Annotated in this window: 17 protein-coding genes; 1 reads left to right on the forward strand and 16 read right to left on the reverse strand. The window is 41.8% G+C overall.

The window, feature by feature from the left end:
• Positions 1 to 3: 3 nt before the first annotated feature.
• Positions 4 to 651 (reverse strand): redox-sensing transcriptional repressor Rex, encoded by a 648-nt coding sequence (locus ACESZG_RS01690; protein ID WP_022380002.1) that lies wholly within the window; start codon positions 649 to 651, stop codon positions 4 to 6.
• A gap of 260 nt (positions 652 to 911) precedes the next feature.
• Between ACESZG_RS01690 and ACESZG_RS01695 the strand changes: the two genes are divergently transcribed.
• Complete coding sequence (locus ACESZG_RS01695; RefSeq protein WP_062807835.1) at positions 912 to 2,822, forward strand: ABC-F family ATP-binding cassette domain-containing protein; 1,911 nt, start codon at positions 912 to 914, stop codon at positions 2,820 to 2,822.
• Between the two features lie 116 nt (positions 2,823 to 2,938).
• Here the strand turns inward: ACESZG_RS01695 and ACESZG_RS01700 are convergent, their stop codons facing one another.
• The 15 genes from ACESZG_RS01700 to ACESZG_RS01770 all read right to left on the reverse strand — a co-directional run bounded on the left by ACESZG_RS01700 (position 2,939) and on the right by ACESZG_RS01770 (position 15,423).
• Positions 2,939 to 4,147: an NADP-dependent isocitrate dehydrogenase gene (locus ACESZG_RS01700; protein WP_008703938.1), complete on the reverse strand. Its 1,209-nt coding sequence runs from the start codon at positions 4,145 to 4,147 to the stop codon at positions 2,939 to 2,941.
• A gap of 115 nt (positions 4,148 to 4,262) precedes the next feature.
• On the reverse strand, positions 4,263 to 5,108 hold the full coding sequence (locus tag ACESZG_RS01705) for a S8 family peptidase (RefSeq protein WP_195284634.1): 846 nt from the start codon (positions 5,106 to 5,108) through the stop codon (positions 4,263 to 4,265).
• 508 nt (positions 5,109 to 5,616) lie between these two features.
• Positions 5,617 to 6,348, reverse strand: coding sequence for a class I SAM-dependent methyltransferase (locus ACESZG_RS01710; RefSeq protein ID WP_008703940.1), 732 nt, complete (start codon positions 6,346 to 6,348; stop codon positions 5,617 to 5,619).
• 20 nt (positions 6,349 to 6,368) lie between these two features.
• Complete coding sequence (gene pap, locus ACESZG_RS01715) at positions 6,369 to 7,847, reverse strand: polyphosphate:AMP phosphotransferase (RefSeq protein ID WP_373217422.1); 1,479 nt, start codon at positions 7,845 to 7,847, stop codon at positions 6,369 to 6,371.
• 180 nt (positions 7,848 to 8,027) lie between these two features.
• The gene (locus ACESZG_RS01720) at positions 8,028 to 8,357 is read right to left on the reverse strand and encodes a hypothetical protein (RefSeq protein ID WP_008703942.1); all 330 of its coding nucleotides are present in this window, start codon (positions 8,355 to 8,357) and stop codon (positions 8,028 to 8,030) included.
• 33 nt (positions 8,358 to 8,390) lie between these two features.
• The gene (locus tag ACESZG_RS01725; protein WP_025577079.1) at positions 8,391 to 9,032 is read right to left on the reverse strand and encodes a methylated-DNA--[protein]-cysteine S-methyltransferase; all 642 of its coding nucleotides are present in this window, start codon (positions 9,030 to 9,032) and stop codon (positions 8,391 to 8,393) included.
• Positions 9,033 to 9,291: 259 nt separating this feature from the next.
• On the reverse strand, positions 9,292 to 10,314 hold the full coding sequence (locus ACESZG_RS01730) for a transglutaminase domain-containing protein (RefSeq protein ID WP_020994048.1): 1,023 nt from the start codon (positions 10,312 to 10,314) through the stop codon (positions 9,292 to 9,294).
• A 29-nt stretch (positions 10,315 to 10,343) separates the two neighbouring features.
• Positions 10,344 to 10,616 carry a hypothetical protein gene (locus tag ACESZG_RS01735; RefSeq protein ID WP_008703953.1) on the reverse strand — a complete coding sequence of 91 codons (273 nt, stop codon included), beginning with the start codon at positions 10,614 to 10,616 and terminating at the stop codon, positions 10,344 to 10,346.
• Between the two features lie 234 nt (positions 10,617 to 10,850).
• Positions 10,851 to 12,278, reverse strand: a complete 1,428-nt coding sequence (locus ACESZG_RS01740) for a transposase (protein WP_120062723.1) — start codon at positions 12,276 to 12,278, stop codon at positions 10,851 to 10,853.
• Between the two features lie 117 nt (positions 12,279 to 12,395).
• Positions 12,396 to 12,524 (reverse strand): hypothetical protein, encoded by a 129-nt coding sequence (locus ACESZG_RS01745; RefSeq protein WP_020994050.1) that lies wholly within the window; start codon positions 12,522 to 12,524, stop codon positions 12,396 to 12,398.
• Between the two features lie 28 nt (positions 12,525 to 12,552).
• A complete protein-coding gene (locus tag ACESZG_RS01750) occupies positions 12,553 to 12,717 on the reverse strand; it encodes a hypothetical protein (protein ID WP_008703957.1) in 165 nt (54 codons plus the stop codon).
• Positions 12,707 to 13,081 (reverse strand): class I SAM-dependent methyltransferase, encoded by a 375-nt coding sequence (locus ACESZG_RS01755; RefSeq protein WP_008703958.1) that lies wholly within the window; start codon positions 13,079 to 13,081, stop codon positions 12,707 to 12,709. Before ACESZG_RS01755 ends, ACESZG_RS01750 begins: the two co-directional genes overlap by 11 nt.
• Before the next feature lie 126 nt (positions 13,082 to 13,207).
• Positions 13,208 to 14,242 (reverse strand): alcohol dehydrogenase, encoded by a 1,035-nt coding sequence (locus tag ACESZG_RS01760; protein ID WP_368219513.1) that lies wholly within the window; start codon positions 14,240 to 14,242, stop codon positions 13,208 to 13,210.
• Between the two features lie 24 nt (positions 14,243 to 14,266).
• A complete protein-coding gene (locus ACESZG_RS01765; RefSeq protein ID WP_118408858.1) occupies positions 14,267 to 14,671 on the reverse strand; it encodes an ATP-binding cassette domain-containing protein in 405 nt (134 codons plus the stop codon).
• 71 nt (positions 14,672 to 14,742) lie between these two features.
• The gene (locus ACESZG_RS01770) at positions 14,743 to 15,423 is read right to left on the reverse strand and encodes an ABC transporter permease (protein WP_373217488.1); all 681 of its coding nucleotides are present in this window, start codon (positions 15,421 to 15,423) and stop codon (positions 14,743 to 14,745) included.
• Positions 15,424 to 15,666 lie beyond the last annotated feature (243 nt).

The following is a 15,666-nucleotide window of genomic DNA, read 5'->3' on the forward strand; positions in this document are numbered from 1 at the left end:
CCCTTACATACCTTCATGTTCCTTTCTGTACTCACTCAGGTTATAGGACAAAGTCATAAGACTCTCTGAAAGATGTACGTTCTCTACCATTACATCCTCCGGGGCATCCAGATCAATATGTGCAAAATTCCAGATTGCCTTAATTCCATTATCAATCAAAATCTTTGCCATCTCTTTGGCTTTGTTTTTAGGAAGAGTCAGGATCGCGATCTCAACCTCATTCTCCTTCAGAAACAAAGGAAGATCGCTCAACATCTGAATCTCAATTCCACGAACTGCAATCCCCTCAAGTACAGGATTGACGTCAAAAATACCAACCAGCTTAAATCCGCGCTTTTCAAAATCCACATAATTGGCCAATGCCTGTCCCAGATTACCGGCACCCAGAATAATCATCGGATGTACAGTATCCAGCCCAAGGATCTTACCGATTTCTGTATACAAATAGCGTACATTATAGCCGTAACCCTGCTGACCAAAACCACCGAAATTATTTAAGTCCTGACGAATCTGGGAAGCCGTCACATGCATCTTCTTGCTAAGATCATTTGAAGATATACGCTCTACATTCTCCTCCATCAATTCACCGAGGTAGCGGTAGTACCGCGGCAGACGCTTGATTACCGCTTTCGAAATTTCCTTAGCTTCCACAAATTTTCCCTCCTTAGCTTATCTATGTCAATTATACCCAGATGTTATTTTATTGTCAAATTAAATTTGTACTTTTTGACCAAATATTTCTGTATTTTTTTATCAATTTCATTCTGAAAAATTCCCCGGAATATCATATTTTCTTCCATGCATCCATCCGGTGCTTTCTTTTCCCTGGACAAAATCTCTTAAAATGCTTTCAAAAACAGGCATTTTCGATTATAATAGTACGCGGACAAATTACAAACGGAGGAATTCCTATGATTTTATCATGTCAGAATATCTGTAAATCCTTTGGCGAAAAAATCATTCTCAAGGATGCCAGTTTCCATATAGAAGACCGCGAAAAGGCAGCTCTCATCGGCAATAACGGTGCAGGCAAGACGACTCTGCTGCGAATCATTATGCATGAGCTCTCCCCGGATTCAGGAAACGTGGTACTTGCCAAAGATAAAAATATCGGCTACCTTGCCCAGTATCAGGACATTCATGGCCATCATACCATTTACGAAGAACTGATTTCCACCAAACAGCACATTATTGATATGGAGAACCGTCTGCGCTCTCTGGAACAGGAAATGAAAACCACCACCGGAGATGCTCTGGACAGCCTGATGAATACTTACACAAGACTGAGTCACCAGTTTGAACTGGAAAATGGTTACGCTTACAAAAGTGAGATCATGGGTGTATTAAAAGGTCTTGGTTTCACAGAAGAAGATTTCGAACGCCAGATAGAAACTCTTTCAGGCGGCCAGAAAACCCGCGTAGCTCTGGGTAAACTGCTTCTTGCCAGCCCTGACATTCTTCTTCTGGATGAGCCTACCAACCATCTGGATATGGAGAGTATTTCCTGGCTGGAAACCTATCTTCTGAATTACCCGGGTGCTGTATTTATCGTATCCCACGACCGTTACTTTCTTGACAAAGTCGTAACAAAAGTTGTGGAAATCGAAGCAGGAAATATGCGTATGTACAGTGGCAACTATTCTGCCTATGCCCTGAAAAAAGCCCAGCTGCGTGACGCCCAGTACAAAGCCTACCTGAACCAGCAGCGGGATATCAAACATCAAGAAGCAGTCATTGCCAAGCTGAAATCCTTTAACCGCGAGAAATCCATCAAACGTGCGGAAAGCCGCGAGAAAATGCTGGATAAAGTCCAGCGCATTGATAAACCACAGGAGATTCAGAATCAGATGCGCATTTCCCTGGAACCAAGATTTGTCAGCGGAAATGATGTCCTTACTGTGGAAAGTCTTTCCAAATCTTTTCCCGGACAGACACTTTTCAGTGACATCTCCTTTGAGATCAAACGTGGAGAACGTGTAGCCCTGATTGGCAATAACGGCACAGGCAAAACCACCATGTTAAAGATCATCAATGGGCTGATCGATGCAGACAGCGGCAGATTTACTCTTGGTTCCAAGGTACAGATTGGCTACTATGACCAGGAACACCATGTTCTTCATATGGAGAAAACTATTTTTGAGGAAATCTCAGATGCTTATCCCACACTTACGGAAACAGAAATTCGAAATATGCTGGCAGCATTCCTTTTCACAGGGGATGATGTATTCAAACTGATCTCCGCTCTGTCCGGCGGAGAAAGAGGTCGTGTTTCCCTCGCCAAGCTGATGCTGTCCGAAGCAAACTTTCTGATCCTCGATGAGCCCACCAACCATCTGGATATCGCTTCAAAAGAGATTCTTGAAGAGGCATTGAACAGTTACACAGGAACAGTATTCTATGTTTCCCACGACCGTTACTTCATCAACCAGACAGCTACCCGGATCCTGGATCTGACCAATCAGGCAATTGTAAATTATATCGGAGATTACGACTATTATCTGGAGAAAAAAGAAGAGCTGACGGAAAAATATGCTCCGGCTGCCGCTCAGGCTGTGACAGAAGCAAAGCAGGCTTCTGATAACAAGCTTTCCTGGCAGCAGCAGAAAGAAGAACAGGCCCGCCAGCGAAAACGAGAGAATGAACTAAAAAAAGTAGAAGCCCGCATTGAAGAACTTGAGACCAGAGATAAAGAGATCGACGAAACCATGATTCTCCCGGATGTCTGCACAAATGTGGCAGAATGTGCGAAACTCAGCAAAGAGAAAGCCGCCATTACCGAAGAATTAGAAGGATTATATGAAAAATGGGAAGAACTTGCATAATGCAGGTTCTTCCCATTTTCGCAGTTTATAACTTTTTACAGGTTTCTCCGCTGCAGTGTGATCCTGCCCGGAGAACTTTATAATGTTATAGAAACATTACCGGATAATTTCTGACATTATAAAATTTCATCCAGTCTCTCTCTGATGGCAAGGATGAAATCTTTGCTGTTCAGTACTGTCACATCCTCAAGAGAAGTGATCAGCGCAAGGTCTTTTGTCATCTTACCGCTTTCAATCGTCTCCAGAGTCGCCTTCTCCAGTTTATCAGCAAATTCCATCAATTCTTTATTGCCGTCCAGCTCACCTCTTTTTCTCAGAGCTCCGGTCCATGCAAAAATAGTTGCTACAGAGTTAGTAGATGTCTCCTCACCTTTCAGATAGCGATAATAATGTCTCTGTACAGTTCCATGAGCAGCTTCATATTCGTAATATCCCTGTGGAGATACCAGTACAGATGTCATCATAGCCAGAGAACCAAATGCTGAAGAAACCATATCGCTCATAACATCTCCATCATAGTTCTTGCAGGCCCAGATAAATCCGCCTTCAGCCTTCATGACACGAGCTACGATATCATCGATCAGGCTGTAGAAATATTCAATGCCTGCTGCCTCGAATTTCTCCTTAAACTCATCTTCATAAATAGTTGCAAAGATTTCCTTAAAACGTCCGTCATAAATCTTGGAGATCGTATCCTTGCCACCAAGCCACAGATTCTGTTTTGTATCCAGTGCATAATTAAAACAGCATCTTGCAAAACTTGTGATAGAATCATCCAGATTGTGCATACCCTGAAGCACACCCGGTCCCTCATAATGATGGATCAGCTCTTTTCTCTGCTGTCCGTCTGCACCTTCAAATACCAGATAAGCATCTCCGGGGCCGTCAATATACATCTCTGTGTTCTTATACACATCACCATAGGCATGACGTGCGATGGTGATCGGTTTCTTCCAGTTCTTAACACATGGTTCAATACCCTTCACTACGATTGGGGCACGAAAAACAGTTCCGTCGAGAATTGCACGAATCGTTCCGTTAGGACTCTTGTACATTTTCTTTAAGGTATACTCTTCCATTCTTGCCTTATTAGGAGTGATAGTTGCACATTTCACTGCAACGCCGTACTTCTTTGTAGCCTCTGCTGCATCAACAGTTACCTGATCATCCGTTTCATTTCTGTATTCCAGACCAAGGTCATAATACTCAGTGTTCAAATCAATATACGGAAGAAGAAGTTCATCTTTGATTATTTTCCAGAGAATTCTGGTCATCTCATCTCCATCCATCTCCACAAGTGGTGTCTGCATCTGAATTTTTTTCATGTTAATCCTCCTCTTTGGCTCTCATCCAGTTAACTATCATGATAGCCGAAAACAGACCGTTCGTCAATGCTTTTATACACTAAAGCAATAATTTTGTGAAATAAAAGATTACTGATCACAGTTCCATAAAGCGTTCCAGATCCAGTTCTCCCCATCCCTGCTGATTCTTTGGCAATCCCATATCCCTGGCACTTTCTTTCAATTTCATCTTAATCTGAACATTAGTCAGCTCCGGATTCTTCTCAAGCATCAATGCGGCTGCCCCTGCAACCAGAGGTGTAGACATAGAAGTACCACTCTTCACTCCATATCCGTTATCTGCCCCCGGTGCACAGGCAAGAACATGATTCCCGGGTGCAACCAGATCCGGTTTACAAACACACTCAAATGTAGGTCCCCTGCCGGATATGGCAGTCCGTCCTGTAAGCAGATCGCTGGAGCCTACTGTGATAATCTTCCGGCTGCTTCCCGGTGCTGTCACACTTCCTGCCTTCGGTCCCTGATTTCCTGCCGCAGCCACTACCACCAGACCTGCATCCCAAAGTTGTTCCACACCCGCAATCAGAACTCTGTGATCTTCTGCTCTCCTGCAGGTTGTTCCCACCGAGATATTCACTACACGTATCCCATAATATCTCTTATTCTCCAGGATCCAGCGAAAAGCCTGTAAAACATCTTCTTTCCTGCCATTTCCCGTTCTGTCGAGCACCTTCAGAACTATCAGGCTACACCCGGGGGCAATTCCTCTGATCCGTCCTTCCGAAGCCCTTCCGTCACCGCCAATGATCCCACATACATGGGTTCCATGAGAATTATCATCATAAGGTCTGATACAATGTCCGATGAAATCTTGAAACGCAAGTATTCTCCCTGTAAAATCTATATGAGGAAAAATCCCGGTATCCAGAACACACACACCCACGTGCTTTCCTGTATATCCGGAATCATCTGAATTCTTCATAAAAAATCCTCCGAATCATCTGGATAATGAAATCTTACCGCAACTGTTCATCAGGTCGCTGCAAAGACAATGAACATTTGCGTCTTACTTTAAATTATTCGGAAGATTATATTTTTGTGTCCGACAGTTTCTCCTGTCATATCTCCGTTTTTCTGTAAATAAAATGTATAAAGCTTCCATGATATGCAGATACTTCTGATATGCAAAACAACAGACATATACAGAATCTGTTACAGAAATCCCGAAAAATATCCTTATAGCAATTTCATAAAATAACTGTAACCATCTGCATAATATTAAGGAGACAAATTATGACTGCATTATTATTGATACTGGTATTTTTACTCTTTCAGACCTTCGTCCTGCTCTGCTGTGTAGCTGCCGGAAATGACGCTGCCTCCCAGGAAATCTCCGATCAGGAACAAATGGAATTTATCCGGGAATGGGAAAAAATACATTGTAGCAGCCCTCAAAAATAAAGGGCTGCTGCAATGTACTGATAAACCTTCTACATCACATAGCAGTCATATCGTATTGCTTTTCCTTTTAATATATAAGAAGGCTCTCTTCCATCAAGACAGACGCTCTTAAGAGGACGTTTTACGATAATTCTGGAAGGTCCGGCTTTGATAGCTGCATCAAAAAGATCTTTTTCCTCAGAACATGGAGGTTCAAGTTTCTGGATCAGCTGAAGTTTTTTATTTATCAGACCGGATTTCTGTCTCTTCGGGAACATGGGATCAAGATAGATCACATCTACCGGATCCATAAGTTTCTCCATACATGACACACTGTCACCCTCTACCAGTTTCATTCTGGAAGCAATGTCTTTTAATACGGGATGCTTTCTGGCACGCCGGAGCGCATCCTTCAAAAGTGCGGCGATCACCGGATTCTGTTCATATAATGTCACCTCATAGCCATATGCTGCAAGAAGGAAACCATCCTCCCCCATACCTGCAGTGGCATCAATTGCTTTCAGATGTTCTCCCTCAGTTTTGACCGCACGTACCAGCATTTCATGGGAAAGTCTTCCGTTTGTGACTCTGTGCAGCATTCCTTCAAAATCTCCCTGATATGTCAGGCCATAACCGGTAAGTGATACGCCCCGGGAGTCAAACATTACTGTCAGATGTTCTCCCGGTTTGTCCATAATCGGAACATTGTTCTTTCTGGCAAAAGATTCTGCCATTTCTCTTTGCCCGCCCTTACCCAGGCAGACTGTTATCTTATCATTCATTTACACATTTCCCGCAAAATTTAATTTTCTTTTAATGCTTTTTCTATTTCAGAGATCACAATTCTGAGTGCTTTGATACGGGCATATTTCTTGTCAACAGATTCCAGTACATGCCATGGCGCAAAGGAAGTGTTTGTCTTCTGAAGCATCTCATTGACAGCCACTTCATAGGCATCCCATTTCTCTCTGTTTCTCCAGTCCTCATCTGTGATCTTCCATTGTTTCTCCGGATTATTCTGTCTCTCCTGAAAACGCTCCAGCTGTGTATCCTTATCGATCTGTACCCAGAATTTAATAATGACTGCACCCCAGTCTTTAAGTTCTTTCTCAAACTCATTCATTTCGTTGTAGGCACGTTTCCAGTCATTTTCACCGCAAAATCCCTCCAGACGTTCTACCATAACTCTGCCATACCAGGTTCTGTCAAAAATAGCGATATGCCCATTTTTCGGAAGTCTTGTCCAGAAACGCCATAAATAATGTCTGGCCTTCTCATGTGGTTCCGGACTTGCAATTGGATGTACTTCATAGCCCCGGGGATCCAGGGCTTCTGTAATACGTTTGATGTTACCTCCTTTGCCTGCCGCATCCCAGCCTTCATACGTGATGATCACAGGAATACGTCTCCTGTACAGTTTATTATGGAGTTCCCCCAGTTTATTCTGGAGCTGTTTCAGTTCTCCCCTGTACTCCTCGTCATCCATTGTTTTATCTCTCAGATCAATATCCGACAGACGGGGAATCTGCTCCAGAGGAAATACATTCTGCAAAATCGGAACGGAATGTGCCTGATTCTGCATGGCAACTTCAATATTGCTTACCATAGTCTCCAGCACCTGAAGTTCCGCCCATTTTCTGTCACTGGCATCTATGATGTACCATGGTGCAGAGGAAGCATTCGTGTCAGACAGATACTGAGAAAATATTTTTGCACATTTTTTGTAATGTTCATTCTGCCATTTATCAAAGTCTGACACACGCCATCTGGTGTCTTTATGATCCAGAAGTAATTTTTCACGCCGCTTCTGTTCATCCCTGTCAATCTGCATAAAGAATTTCAGCACCAGATAACCATTATCTGTAAGCTGCCGCTCAAAACGGCGGATGCTGTCAATCCGCTGTGTATAACCTTCGCCTTCAATCTCGCCCGACAGACAGTCTTTACAAGTCTGCTCCATCCAGCCGGAATCCAGAAATGTAAATTTTCCGGCTTCCGGAATCTGTTTAAAATAGCGATACAGAAATGGATATCTCAGTTCTTCTGCTGTGGGAGCTGACATAGTGGCAACCTTAAAGAAACGCGGATCAATATTCTTAATGACTTTTCCGATCGTACTTCCCTTGCCGGAAGATCCCCAGCCTTCAAAGAGTACGATTACCGGGATCTTATGTTCCTTGATTTTCATCTGAAAATCATAGAGCTGACTTCTTGCTGTCTGCAGACGGGTTTTGATTTCCTCTTTTTCCGGCATATGTGCCGGAGTCCATGTTGTAAGCATAACATTGATCCTCCTTTTATTTTTCTTCATAACTGTTCAATACTTTCACAGTCAGAAACTGTTGAATAGTTGCCCTTTTCATTAATAGAATATCTCAAATTCAGCTGAAATAATCATAACATGAAATCTGTTTATCGTAAAGCAGGTGTATGATATCACTACTGAATTGTTTTAACTGCATTATTTTATGGGATTACTATGGATTTTTTCTAAAGCCACAATATTTTCAGAATATTCTTCCCAGGTGAGATTTCGTTTGATCCTGGCCGGACTGCCCATTACCAGAGAACCATCCGGTATCACAGTATTCTTGGTAACCAGGCTTCCTGCACCTATAATACAGTCCTTTGCCAGGCAGATCCGGAAAGATTTGCCCGCCCCCAGCTGATGAGCATTACAAAATTCCTGTCTGGTAAAAGACAGCTTCTTCTTTTTATAATAAAAATGATCATATCGGATTTCAGAATTTCCGTAATCCTTTCTCAGGCCGTTATCAAAAGCAGCATTCAAATGATAATAAGGTAATCATCCGTATCTGTTTTCTCACAGTTTATCATCTCTTTGCGTCAATCCATATTTTTTTAAATCCACCGTTCCATTGACAACCTCAATTCCATCTGCTTCCAGTAGCTTTTTCTGTACATCTTTACCGCCGAAGGCAAAAGCCCCTGACAGTTCTCCTCTGAAATTCACTACCCGATAACAGGGAATATGCCCCGGATCCGGATTCTTATGGAGGGCATTCCCTACCGCTCTCGACATTCTCGGATTCCCTGCCATTTCGGCAACCTGACCATAAGTTGCAACGCATCCTTTCGGAATTTGCTTCACTGCCTCATAAATCTTCTTTGTCGGGCTGTATGTTACGAGATCATAGCTTTCGGATATCATTCTTTTAATATCTTTATCCGGTACCGTCCCATTTAGAATAATGGTATTCCAATGTTCCTTATTCTGATGATAACCAGCCTGTACAGATTCATAGGCACTTCGCCAAAAATCACGCCACTCCGGATCTGCTTTTACATTCAGATTAACATAACCGTTTCGTTCATAGATCCATAAAAAAATTTTTTTGTTTTCCCTCGCTCTTACCACTTGCCAGTTCTGATCACGGAAAGGTCTTTCCGTATATGTATTCTGAAATGATAAACCGAATTCCAACGCTGCTTCTCGTGTAATCATGCAATTTTGATTCATTTATTTCACCCTTATTCCCTGAAATTATTTCTGACATCTTCATAATCTCTTGGAAGTCCCTCAAACAAAATTATTGCCTTATCATACTGTTCCTCTTCCATACATGATATAGCTTTCCTATACTGTTCCTGCTTCCTGATTTCTTTTAATTCCCTGTCCCACATCTCGGCTGTTTTCTCACTCTGATCACATTCTTTTAAAAAGCTCTATCCTCACACGGAAAAAGTTAAGCTGTTTATTACATCTATTTTTCCCCTTCATTCGCTTCCTCTATTGTCACACTCTCCTGTACCTGCATATCCGTATACTGAACACGAATAACTGCCTGCGGCCAGTTTATGCTGACCATTGCTGTTTTGTCTTTCTCATCTCCTGCTTTCCGGATAAGCTCCAGCAATTCCTTCAATACTTCCTTTGTCAGATAACCGCCTCTCCAGTGAAAAATAAGTACCCTGCCTTTCTTCGCCGCCTGCAAAGAACGTTTATACACATCCTCTTTCTTAGTAAAAGAAAGCTTCTTCTCCTTATAGTAAAAGTGCTCATGATCACCGCAGTGAGGCGCCGGCGCAATAAGAGGCTCATGATCCCTGAAAATCTGTGAATCATCCAGATTGAAATAATCATAGCGGATTTCAGAAGTTTCACGATCTTTTCCCAGGGTATTATCAAAGGTCGCATCCAGATGATAATATGTACCTCCTATTTTTACAATATTCCATGTGTGGCGATACTTAATTCCCTTCTCAGGATTATTTCCACAGATTGCAATCACACACCAGACTCCCAGTGCATCTAACAAAACCTTTACTGCTTTTGCAATTCCCTCACAAACACCAACTCCTTGCCCCAACGGTCCGATAATTTCATGGGAATATGATTTTTTCAGTTTGTCATAGCGGATATTTTCACAGATAAAATCATGTACATACTTCTCTTTCTCCCACTCAGACAGCTTCTGAGCCGGACGAATCAGCTTCTCAACTCTGGCAGTCATAGCCTTTTGATGTTCGCAAATCTTCTTTTTATCAAAAAGATACTCCGGAATAAAAATCAGATTCGGAGAGTCTTTATAATACCGGTATTTATAACTGCTCACCCAAAATATCTCCGGATGATCCAGACGCATCTGAAAAAATACATTATAAAGTTCTTCTCCCTCTAATGCCGGAATCTGAAATTCATCCGCCAGGTTTTTCACACCGCTAAGAATGCTGTGATATGCAGCCTGCTGCGCCTTATTCATATGGTTGTAATAATATTGCTCCATTGTTATCGTATCTCCAAGTTCTTCGTCACTTATAATCCCTTCCGGTACATTTCACTGATCACTGCCTGCGCATGTTCAGATTCCTTTTTCTCTATTATCTGCGCCCGATCACTTAAAATCGCCAGCATCTCATCTACCAGATCTTCGATTTTAGGATTTGTATACCGATATAAATAACCCAGCATTCTGGTTGCGGTATAATCTGTATTCATATTTTTATATGCAATCTCAGCACAAAGCTCCTTCGGATAGCCCTTGCTGAGCAAAACCCTGTATAGTTCTTCTGTTCTTTCTGATGCCATGTTTTTTACCTTTCTTATCATGTTTCTGTGTCACCAGCCATCTGATTTACCTCGTCAAAAATCATATGATATAGCTATGTTTTTTCTTATAGTAACATGCTTCAACTGATATTCGCAATCAGAACATGGAGCTTATTTGATATGGAAAAAAGATTGTGTTACTGTTCAAGGGCTAACTGGACTTAAGAAAACCGATGGTGTAAACTGAAAAACAGTTAAAGCCATCGGTTTTCTTTATCCAAATATCCTGGACACTCTGTCAAATATATTTTCTGGTTCTTCTAAGCGCATCAAAACAAGCATGCTCATGCATTGGCAGAGGTAATCGATGCTCTCGAAACTTCTGAATGTCACGGCCTGCGCCTGTTTCCGCTTATAATTCCTTAGAAGCCTTTCTGCTTCATTATTAGTGGCAGGTACCCGGAGATCATGCAGGAACAGCAGATGGTTCTGCATATATTTCTCTATTCTCAGAAATAAATTATACCCGTCTCTATAGTAATCGTTTGCCGGAACATTTTCATATTCCTTCCGGGCGGTCTCCAGTATCTTACGGTATCTTTCTTCGAATTCAGAGACCTTACAGGGATCCAGTTCCTCAGACGGCTGTAATCCATTCCGGAAATGGATCATTTCCTGTACCAGTGAATGCATATCTTTATTCCAGGTACGGTCCGGCTCATTATCCATGCTACCTTTCAGATAGCGCAGCACATGGGCAAGGCATTCCTGATGATCCGTTCCATAATTATAAAAGGTCCGGTCATGATCGTGTACAAGGATCCCCTGGTAATCTTCAGTGACCGTGTCCTTTACCCCTTCATGCCCTTTTTTCTCACGGGCAAAATACAGGGCTTTTCCGTCCGGCGTTGCGCAGACATATATCTGGCAGCCCTTTCCGTTTTCCCTGCCATTTGTACAGTCTGTATGCATGACAGGGGAAAGCAGCATATCTGCATAAGCAGCCCTGCGCTCAGCTTCCGTTTTTAAGGCAAACTCCCTGCTGAGTCTGCTCACCATTCCTTTTGAGATATTCAGTTTTCCACCGGTCAGGCCTGACAGAAACTGTCTGCTCTTATCGATCGATGTACAGCAGTCATTGTTAAGAAGAAACAGAAATGCCCGGATGCTGCCGTCATAATTCACATCATCAATGACTCCGGCCGGAAATGGAGCATGAACGCGTTCTCCCGTCTGACTGCTATAATAAACATCTGCATGATATTCTGTTACATCCAGGAGCATGCGGATGCCTACCCGTTGTTTTATGATCGTTTTTGATGTCTTTTTAAAAGAATTGTCTTCCAGGACTATTTCCGGAGGCGGGAGAAGGATTGCCGGCCGGGTCGGCTCCTGTTTTTTGCGGCAGTGTCCCTTATGGCCTGGCTGGCCTCCGGGTTTCCTTCCGGTCTTTTCCCTGCTGTTCGTGATCTTTTTCTTCCGGAGTGTTTTGGAAGAAGGGATAGAAGAATTTTCATAATCACGGTTTATCTGTGCACGGAGTTTCAGATTTTTTCCCTGTTCTTCTTCCAGCCTGACTGCTGTTTCATAAAACTGGTGCTGGAGTTCTTTTACCTTATCCAGTGCATCATCCCTCTGTTTTTCTGCTTTCAGGGCGCGCTTTTCCATCTCCTGGAGCTCCTGTTTCGTTTTCTTCTGCATTTTTTCAAACTCCAGAAGCATATCTTCCAGTACCTGGAACCAGTAATTACGGACACGTATCGTTTCCTTATGGGCATCCGCCGCTTCTTTCTGCAGTTCCAGGATCCTGGATCCATATTACCTGCATTCCTTCTGATGAAGCTCTTTCAGCCGGACATATCTTTCTCCGGATTCCAGTTCTTTATTTCTGGTCTGTGCAGCTTTCAGGCGGCACAGGAGTGTAATACGGTCATAAGCATCAGGCATACTTTTTCCCCCGGCATAGTTTTATCTGTCAGACGCCGCTGATAATATCTGTGATCTTTGAAATATGGTCTTCCAGAAATTCGATCATTTCTTTCTGCTTCTGGATAAACTCTTCCTGGATCTCAATCTGCTTGAGATAACCGTCAAGAAGTTCATCACGTTTTCTAAGTTCTTCTCTTAAATCAATGTTCATAAGCCGTCCTCTCTTTCCTGACAAAAGTATAGCAGAAACACAGGAAAAAAGCGAACTGCCGGAAACTTATCATATGTTCTCCGCCTTCTAAGAACGTGGCAGTTTTATACTCACTGAGTTTTGCTGTTTCATTTGCAAATTGAATACCCACTTTTGAGGCATCAATCCCCAGAACCTTATGTGTAGAAATATCTCCGGTTCCGCATCCAAAATCCAGGACATTTGTTGTTTTTTCCGCAAATAGTTTTAAAGCTTCATCAAACATGGTTTCCACTTTCAAATCTAACTTTCTTAAATCTACAGGTGTACATTCTTTAAAAACCTGATTCCACATTTCTATTTCCTGTTCATATGCTTTATTCAAGACTTCGTCATCTCCTCATTACTTAATTCCTTTTTTCAAAAAAGAAACTGCTCCAGATATTTTTTTCACAGACCTGCTCATTTCATCTACAGCAATCCTGCTAGTACATCGTTTTCGAAACACGCTCTAACACTCTACCGCTACTTTGATCACACCATCTCTCTTATTTTCAAAAAGTTCATATGCTTCTTCGATTCTGCTAAGCGGATAGGTATGTGTGATAAGTGGTTCTGTATTAATCTTACCTTCTGCGATCAGTTTCAGGGTTTCCTCACAATCACATCCATCCACTCCACCTGTTTTGAATGTGAGATTTTTTCCATACATATCCGGAAGTGGCAGTACCTGAGCCTTATCATAAAGTGCAACCACTGTCACAGTTGCATTTGGTCTTGCACATTCCCATGCCAGACGAAATGTAGATTCCGCTCCCGCAACCTCAAGAACTACATCAGCTCCACCGTGATCACTATGGTCCTGGACAAAATCAAAGCATTCCTCCGGCGAGACAGTAAGAACCTCCGGATAATGTTCATTAATAAAATGAATTCTGTTTTCATCTTTTTCACACATAATAATACACTTTGGATTTTTCAGCATAACACTTAGCAAAGTGCAAATCCCTGTAGGACCAGCTCCAATAATCAGCACAATATCCTCCTCTGTGATCTCAGAAATACGTGCAGCCCAATAGCCAGTGGCAAGAACATCTCCTACCAGCAAAGCCTGTCTGTCAGTAACTCCTTCCGGAATTTTGTTCAGTCCCTGGTCAGCAAACGGAACTCTTACATATTCTGCCTGACCACCATCTATACGACAGCCAAGAGCCCATCCGCCATTCTCATCTGTACAGTTATTTACATAACCTTTTTTACAGAAAAAACATTCACCACAAAAGGTTTCTACATTTACAGTCACACGATCCCCTGGTTTTACATGAGTTACAGCACTTCCAACTGATTCAACAATACCTACCATCTCATGTCCCACAGTTATACCAGGAACTGCACGGGGAACACTTCCGTGTTTAATGTGCAGATCACTTGAGCAGATACTTGCAAGCGTTACCTTTACAACTGCATCTCGTTCATGCATAAGTACTGGTTTTGGTTTTTCCATTAATTCAAATTTTCCCTTTGAAACATATGTATAAGTCTGCATTATTTTATCCCATCACTTTCCGGATTATTTTATCAGATAATCCTTCATAAATTTTAATGTTTTGTCGGCCTTTAGCCAAACTGCTTCCTGTTCTTCATGGGTAACAAAGATCAATGTCTTTCCCTCGGTCTTTTTTAAAATATAATCAATTGTTTCTGTGCATACCAGTCTTATATTGGAAGCAGCACTCAGATTTTCGCACAGGCGATCTTCCTGAAATACTGCACTGATCTTCCTGTCACTTATCCCTTCTATTTTTCCCTTATCCGGAATATCCAGCCCCAGAAGAAGCCGTATCAGTGTAGTTTTTCCACATCCGGATCTTCCTCTTATACAAGTGGTTTTCCCTTCTGGAAAAACGCAACACAAATCTCTCAGTATCTGCTGCTCTCCGTATGCTTTACTGACATGATCTACCTTTATATCCATATCTTTTCTCCACCTGTAACAAACCTCACAAATAACGCATTTAAGAAAATTACCATAAATCAAAATCTCCGTTATTTATGTTCTATCATATAAACTACTCTGCTTACACTTCCAAGAAAACACTTTTCAAATACAAAACTTATCACAATAATCACAATCGTCCATGCAAAAAGATCAGGAGTATTCAGATATATTTTTGCATTATACAGTTTCTCACCAATAGAACCTGAGGGTACTCCGATAACCTCTGCTGCCACTCCTGCTTTCCAGCACATCCCAAGTGAAAGCCTGCATGCAGAGAGAAAATAAGGCAGTACCTGCGATACATAAATATATCTGATCTTTCTTCCGGGATTCACCTGAAATACTTTTGCCATTTCCAGTATCTTACTGTCAGTCTGCCGTATTCCCTCAAGGATATTCGTATATATCACAGGCAGAACCATAAGAAAAGAAATAAAAACTGACAGATTTCTGGACGGTATCCATATCAGGCACAAAATGATAAAAGACGCCACAGGTGTAGATTTGACCACCGCAATTACAGGTGCTATCAGAATTTCCACTGTTTTTGACCAATATGCCAACACTGCCAGAAAGATTCCCAAAAACATAGCCAAAAGAAATCCTGTCACAATACGCACAAAACTAAATCCAACAGACTGCCAGAAATTCCCGGTAAAACTCAGTTCAAAAAGCTTTCGGACAACAGAAACAGGAGATGCCAGAAGGATCTCCTGTCCCAGATACATACTTGCAAACTGCCAGATTGTAATCCAGAAAAACACTGCCACTATGCGGATTCCTGTATAGCATCCTTTCCTTATTTAAGAATTCAAGAAGTATTTAAGTTCATTAAATATTTTATCACACAATGAAAAAATATTTAATGAAAACTTTGATATTTACCAATAATTTTTCTATTCTTTTCATAACCTGACGGCATATTTTGTTGCTTTTCCATACTGATTATTCTATAATATATAATATCTGTT

This window comes from Blautia sp. Marseille-P2398 (assembly GCF_964240315.1).
Taxonomy (GTDB): Bacteria; Bacillota; Clostridia; order Lachnospirales; family Lachnospiraceae; genus Blautia_A; species Blautia_A wexlerae.

Bases quoted from the DNA above. Each gene is read 5' to 3' on its own strand.
- ACESZG_RS01695 (WP_062807835.1), top strand. From the start codon at position 912: ATGATTTTATCATGTCAGAATATCTGTAAATCCTTTGGCGAAAAAATC.
- ACESZG_RS01700 (WP_008703938.1), bottom strand. From the start codon at position 4,147: ATGAAAAAAATTCAGATGCAGACACCACTTGTGGAGATGGATGGAGAT.
- ACESZG_RS01705 (WP_195284634.1), bottom strand. From the start codon at position 5,108: ATGAAGAATTCAGATGATTCCGGATATACAGGAAAGCACGTGGGTGTG.
- ACESZG_RS01710 (WP_008703940.1), bottom strand. From the start codon at position 6,348: ATGAATGATAAGATAACAGTCTGCCTGGGTAAGGGCGGGCAAAGAGAA.
- pap (WP_373217422.1), bottom strand. From the start codon at position 7,847: ATGCTTACAACATGGACTCCGGCACATATGCCGGAAAAAGAGGAAATC.
- ACESZG_RS01725 (WP_025577079.1), bottom strand. From the start codon at position 9,032: ATGATTACACGAGAAGCAGCGTTGGAATTCGGTTTATCATTTCAGAAT.
- ACESZG_RS01730 (WP_020994048.1), bottom strand. From the start codon at position 10,314: ATGGAGCAATATTATTACAACCATATGAATAAGGCGCAGCAGGCTGCA.
- ACESZG_RS01735 (WP_008703953.1), bottom strand. From the start codon at position 10,616: ATGGCATCAGAAAGAACAGAAGAACTATACAGGGTTTTGCTCAGCAAG.
- ACESZG_RS01740 (WP_120062723.1), bottom strand. From the start codon at position 12,278: ATGCAGAAGAAAACGAAACAGGAGCTCCAGGAGATGGAAAAGCGCGCC.
- ACESZG_RS01745 (WP_020994050.1), bottom strand. From the start codon at position 12,524: ATGCCTGATGCTTATGACCGTATTACACTCCTGTGCCGCCTGAAAGCT.
- ACESZG_RS01750 (WP_008703957.1), bottom strand. From the start codon at position 12,717: ATGAACATTGATTTAAGAGAAGAACTTAGAAAACGTGATGAACTTCTT.
- ACESZG_RS01760 (WP_368219513.1), bottom strand. From the start codon at position 14,242: ATGCAGACTTATACATATGTTTCAAAGGGAAAATTTGAATTAATGGAA.
- ACESZG_RS01765 (WP_118408858.1), bottom strand. From the start codon at position 14,671: ATGGATATAAAGGTAGATCATGTCAGTAAAGCATACGGAGAGCAGCAG.
- ACESZG_RS01770 (WP_373217488.1), bottom strand. From the start codon at position 15,423: ATGTATCTGGGACAGGAGATCCTTCTGGCATCTCCTGTTTCTGTTGTC.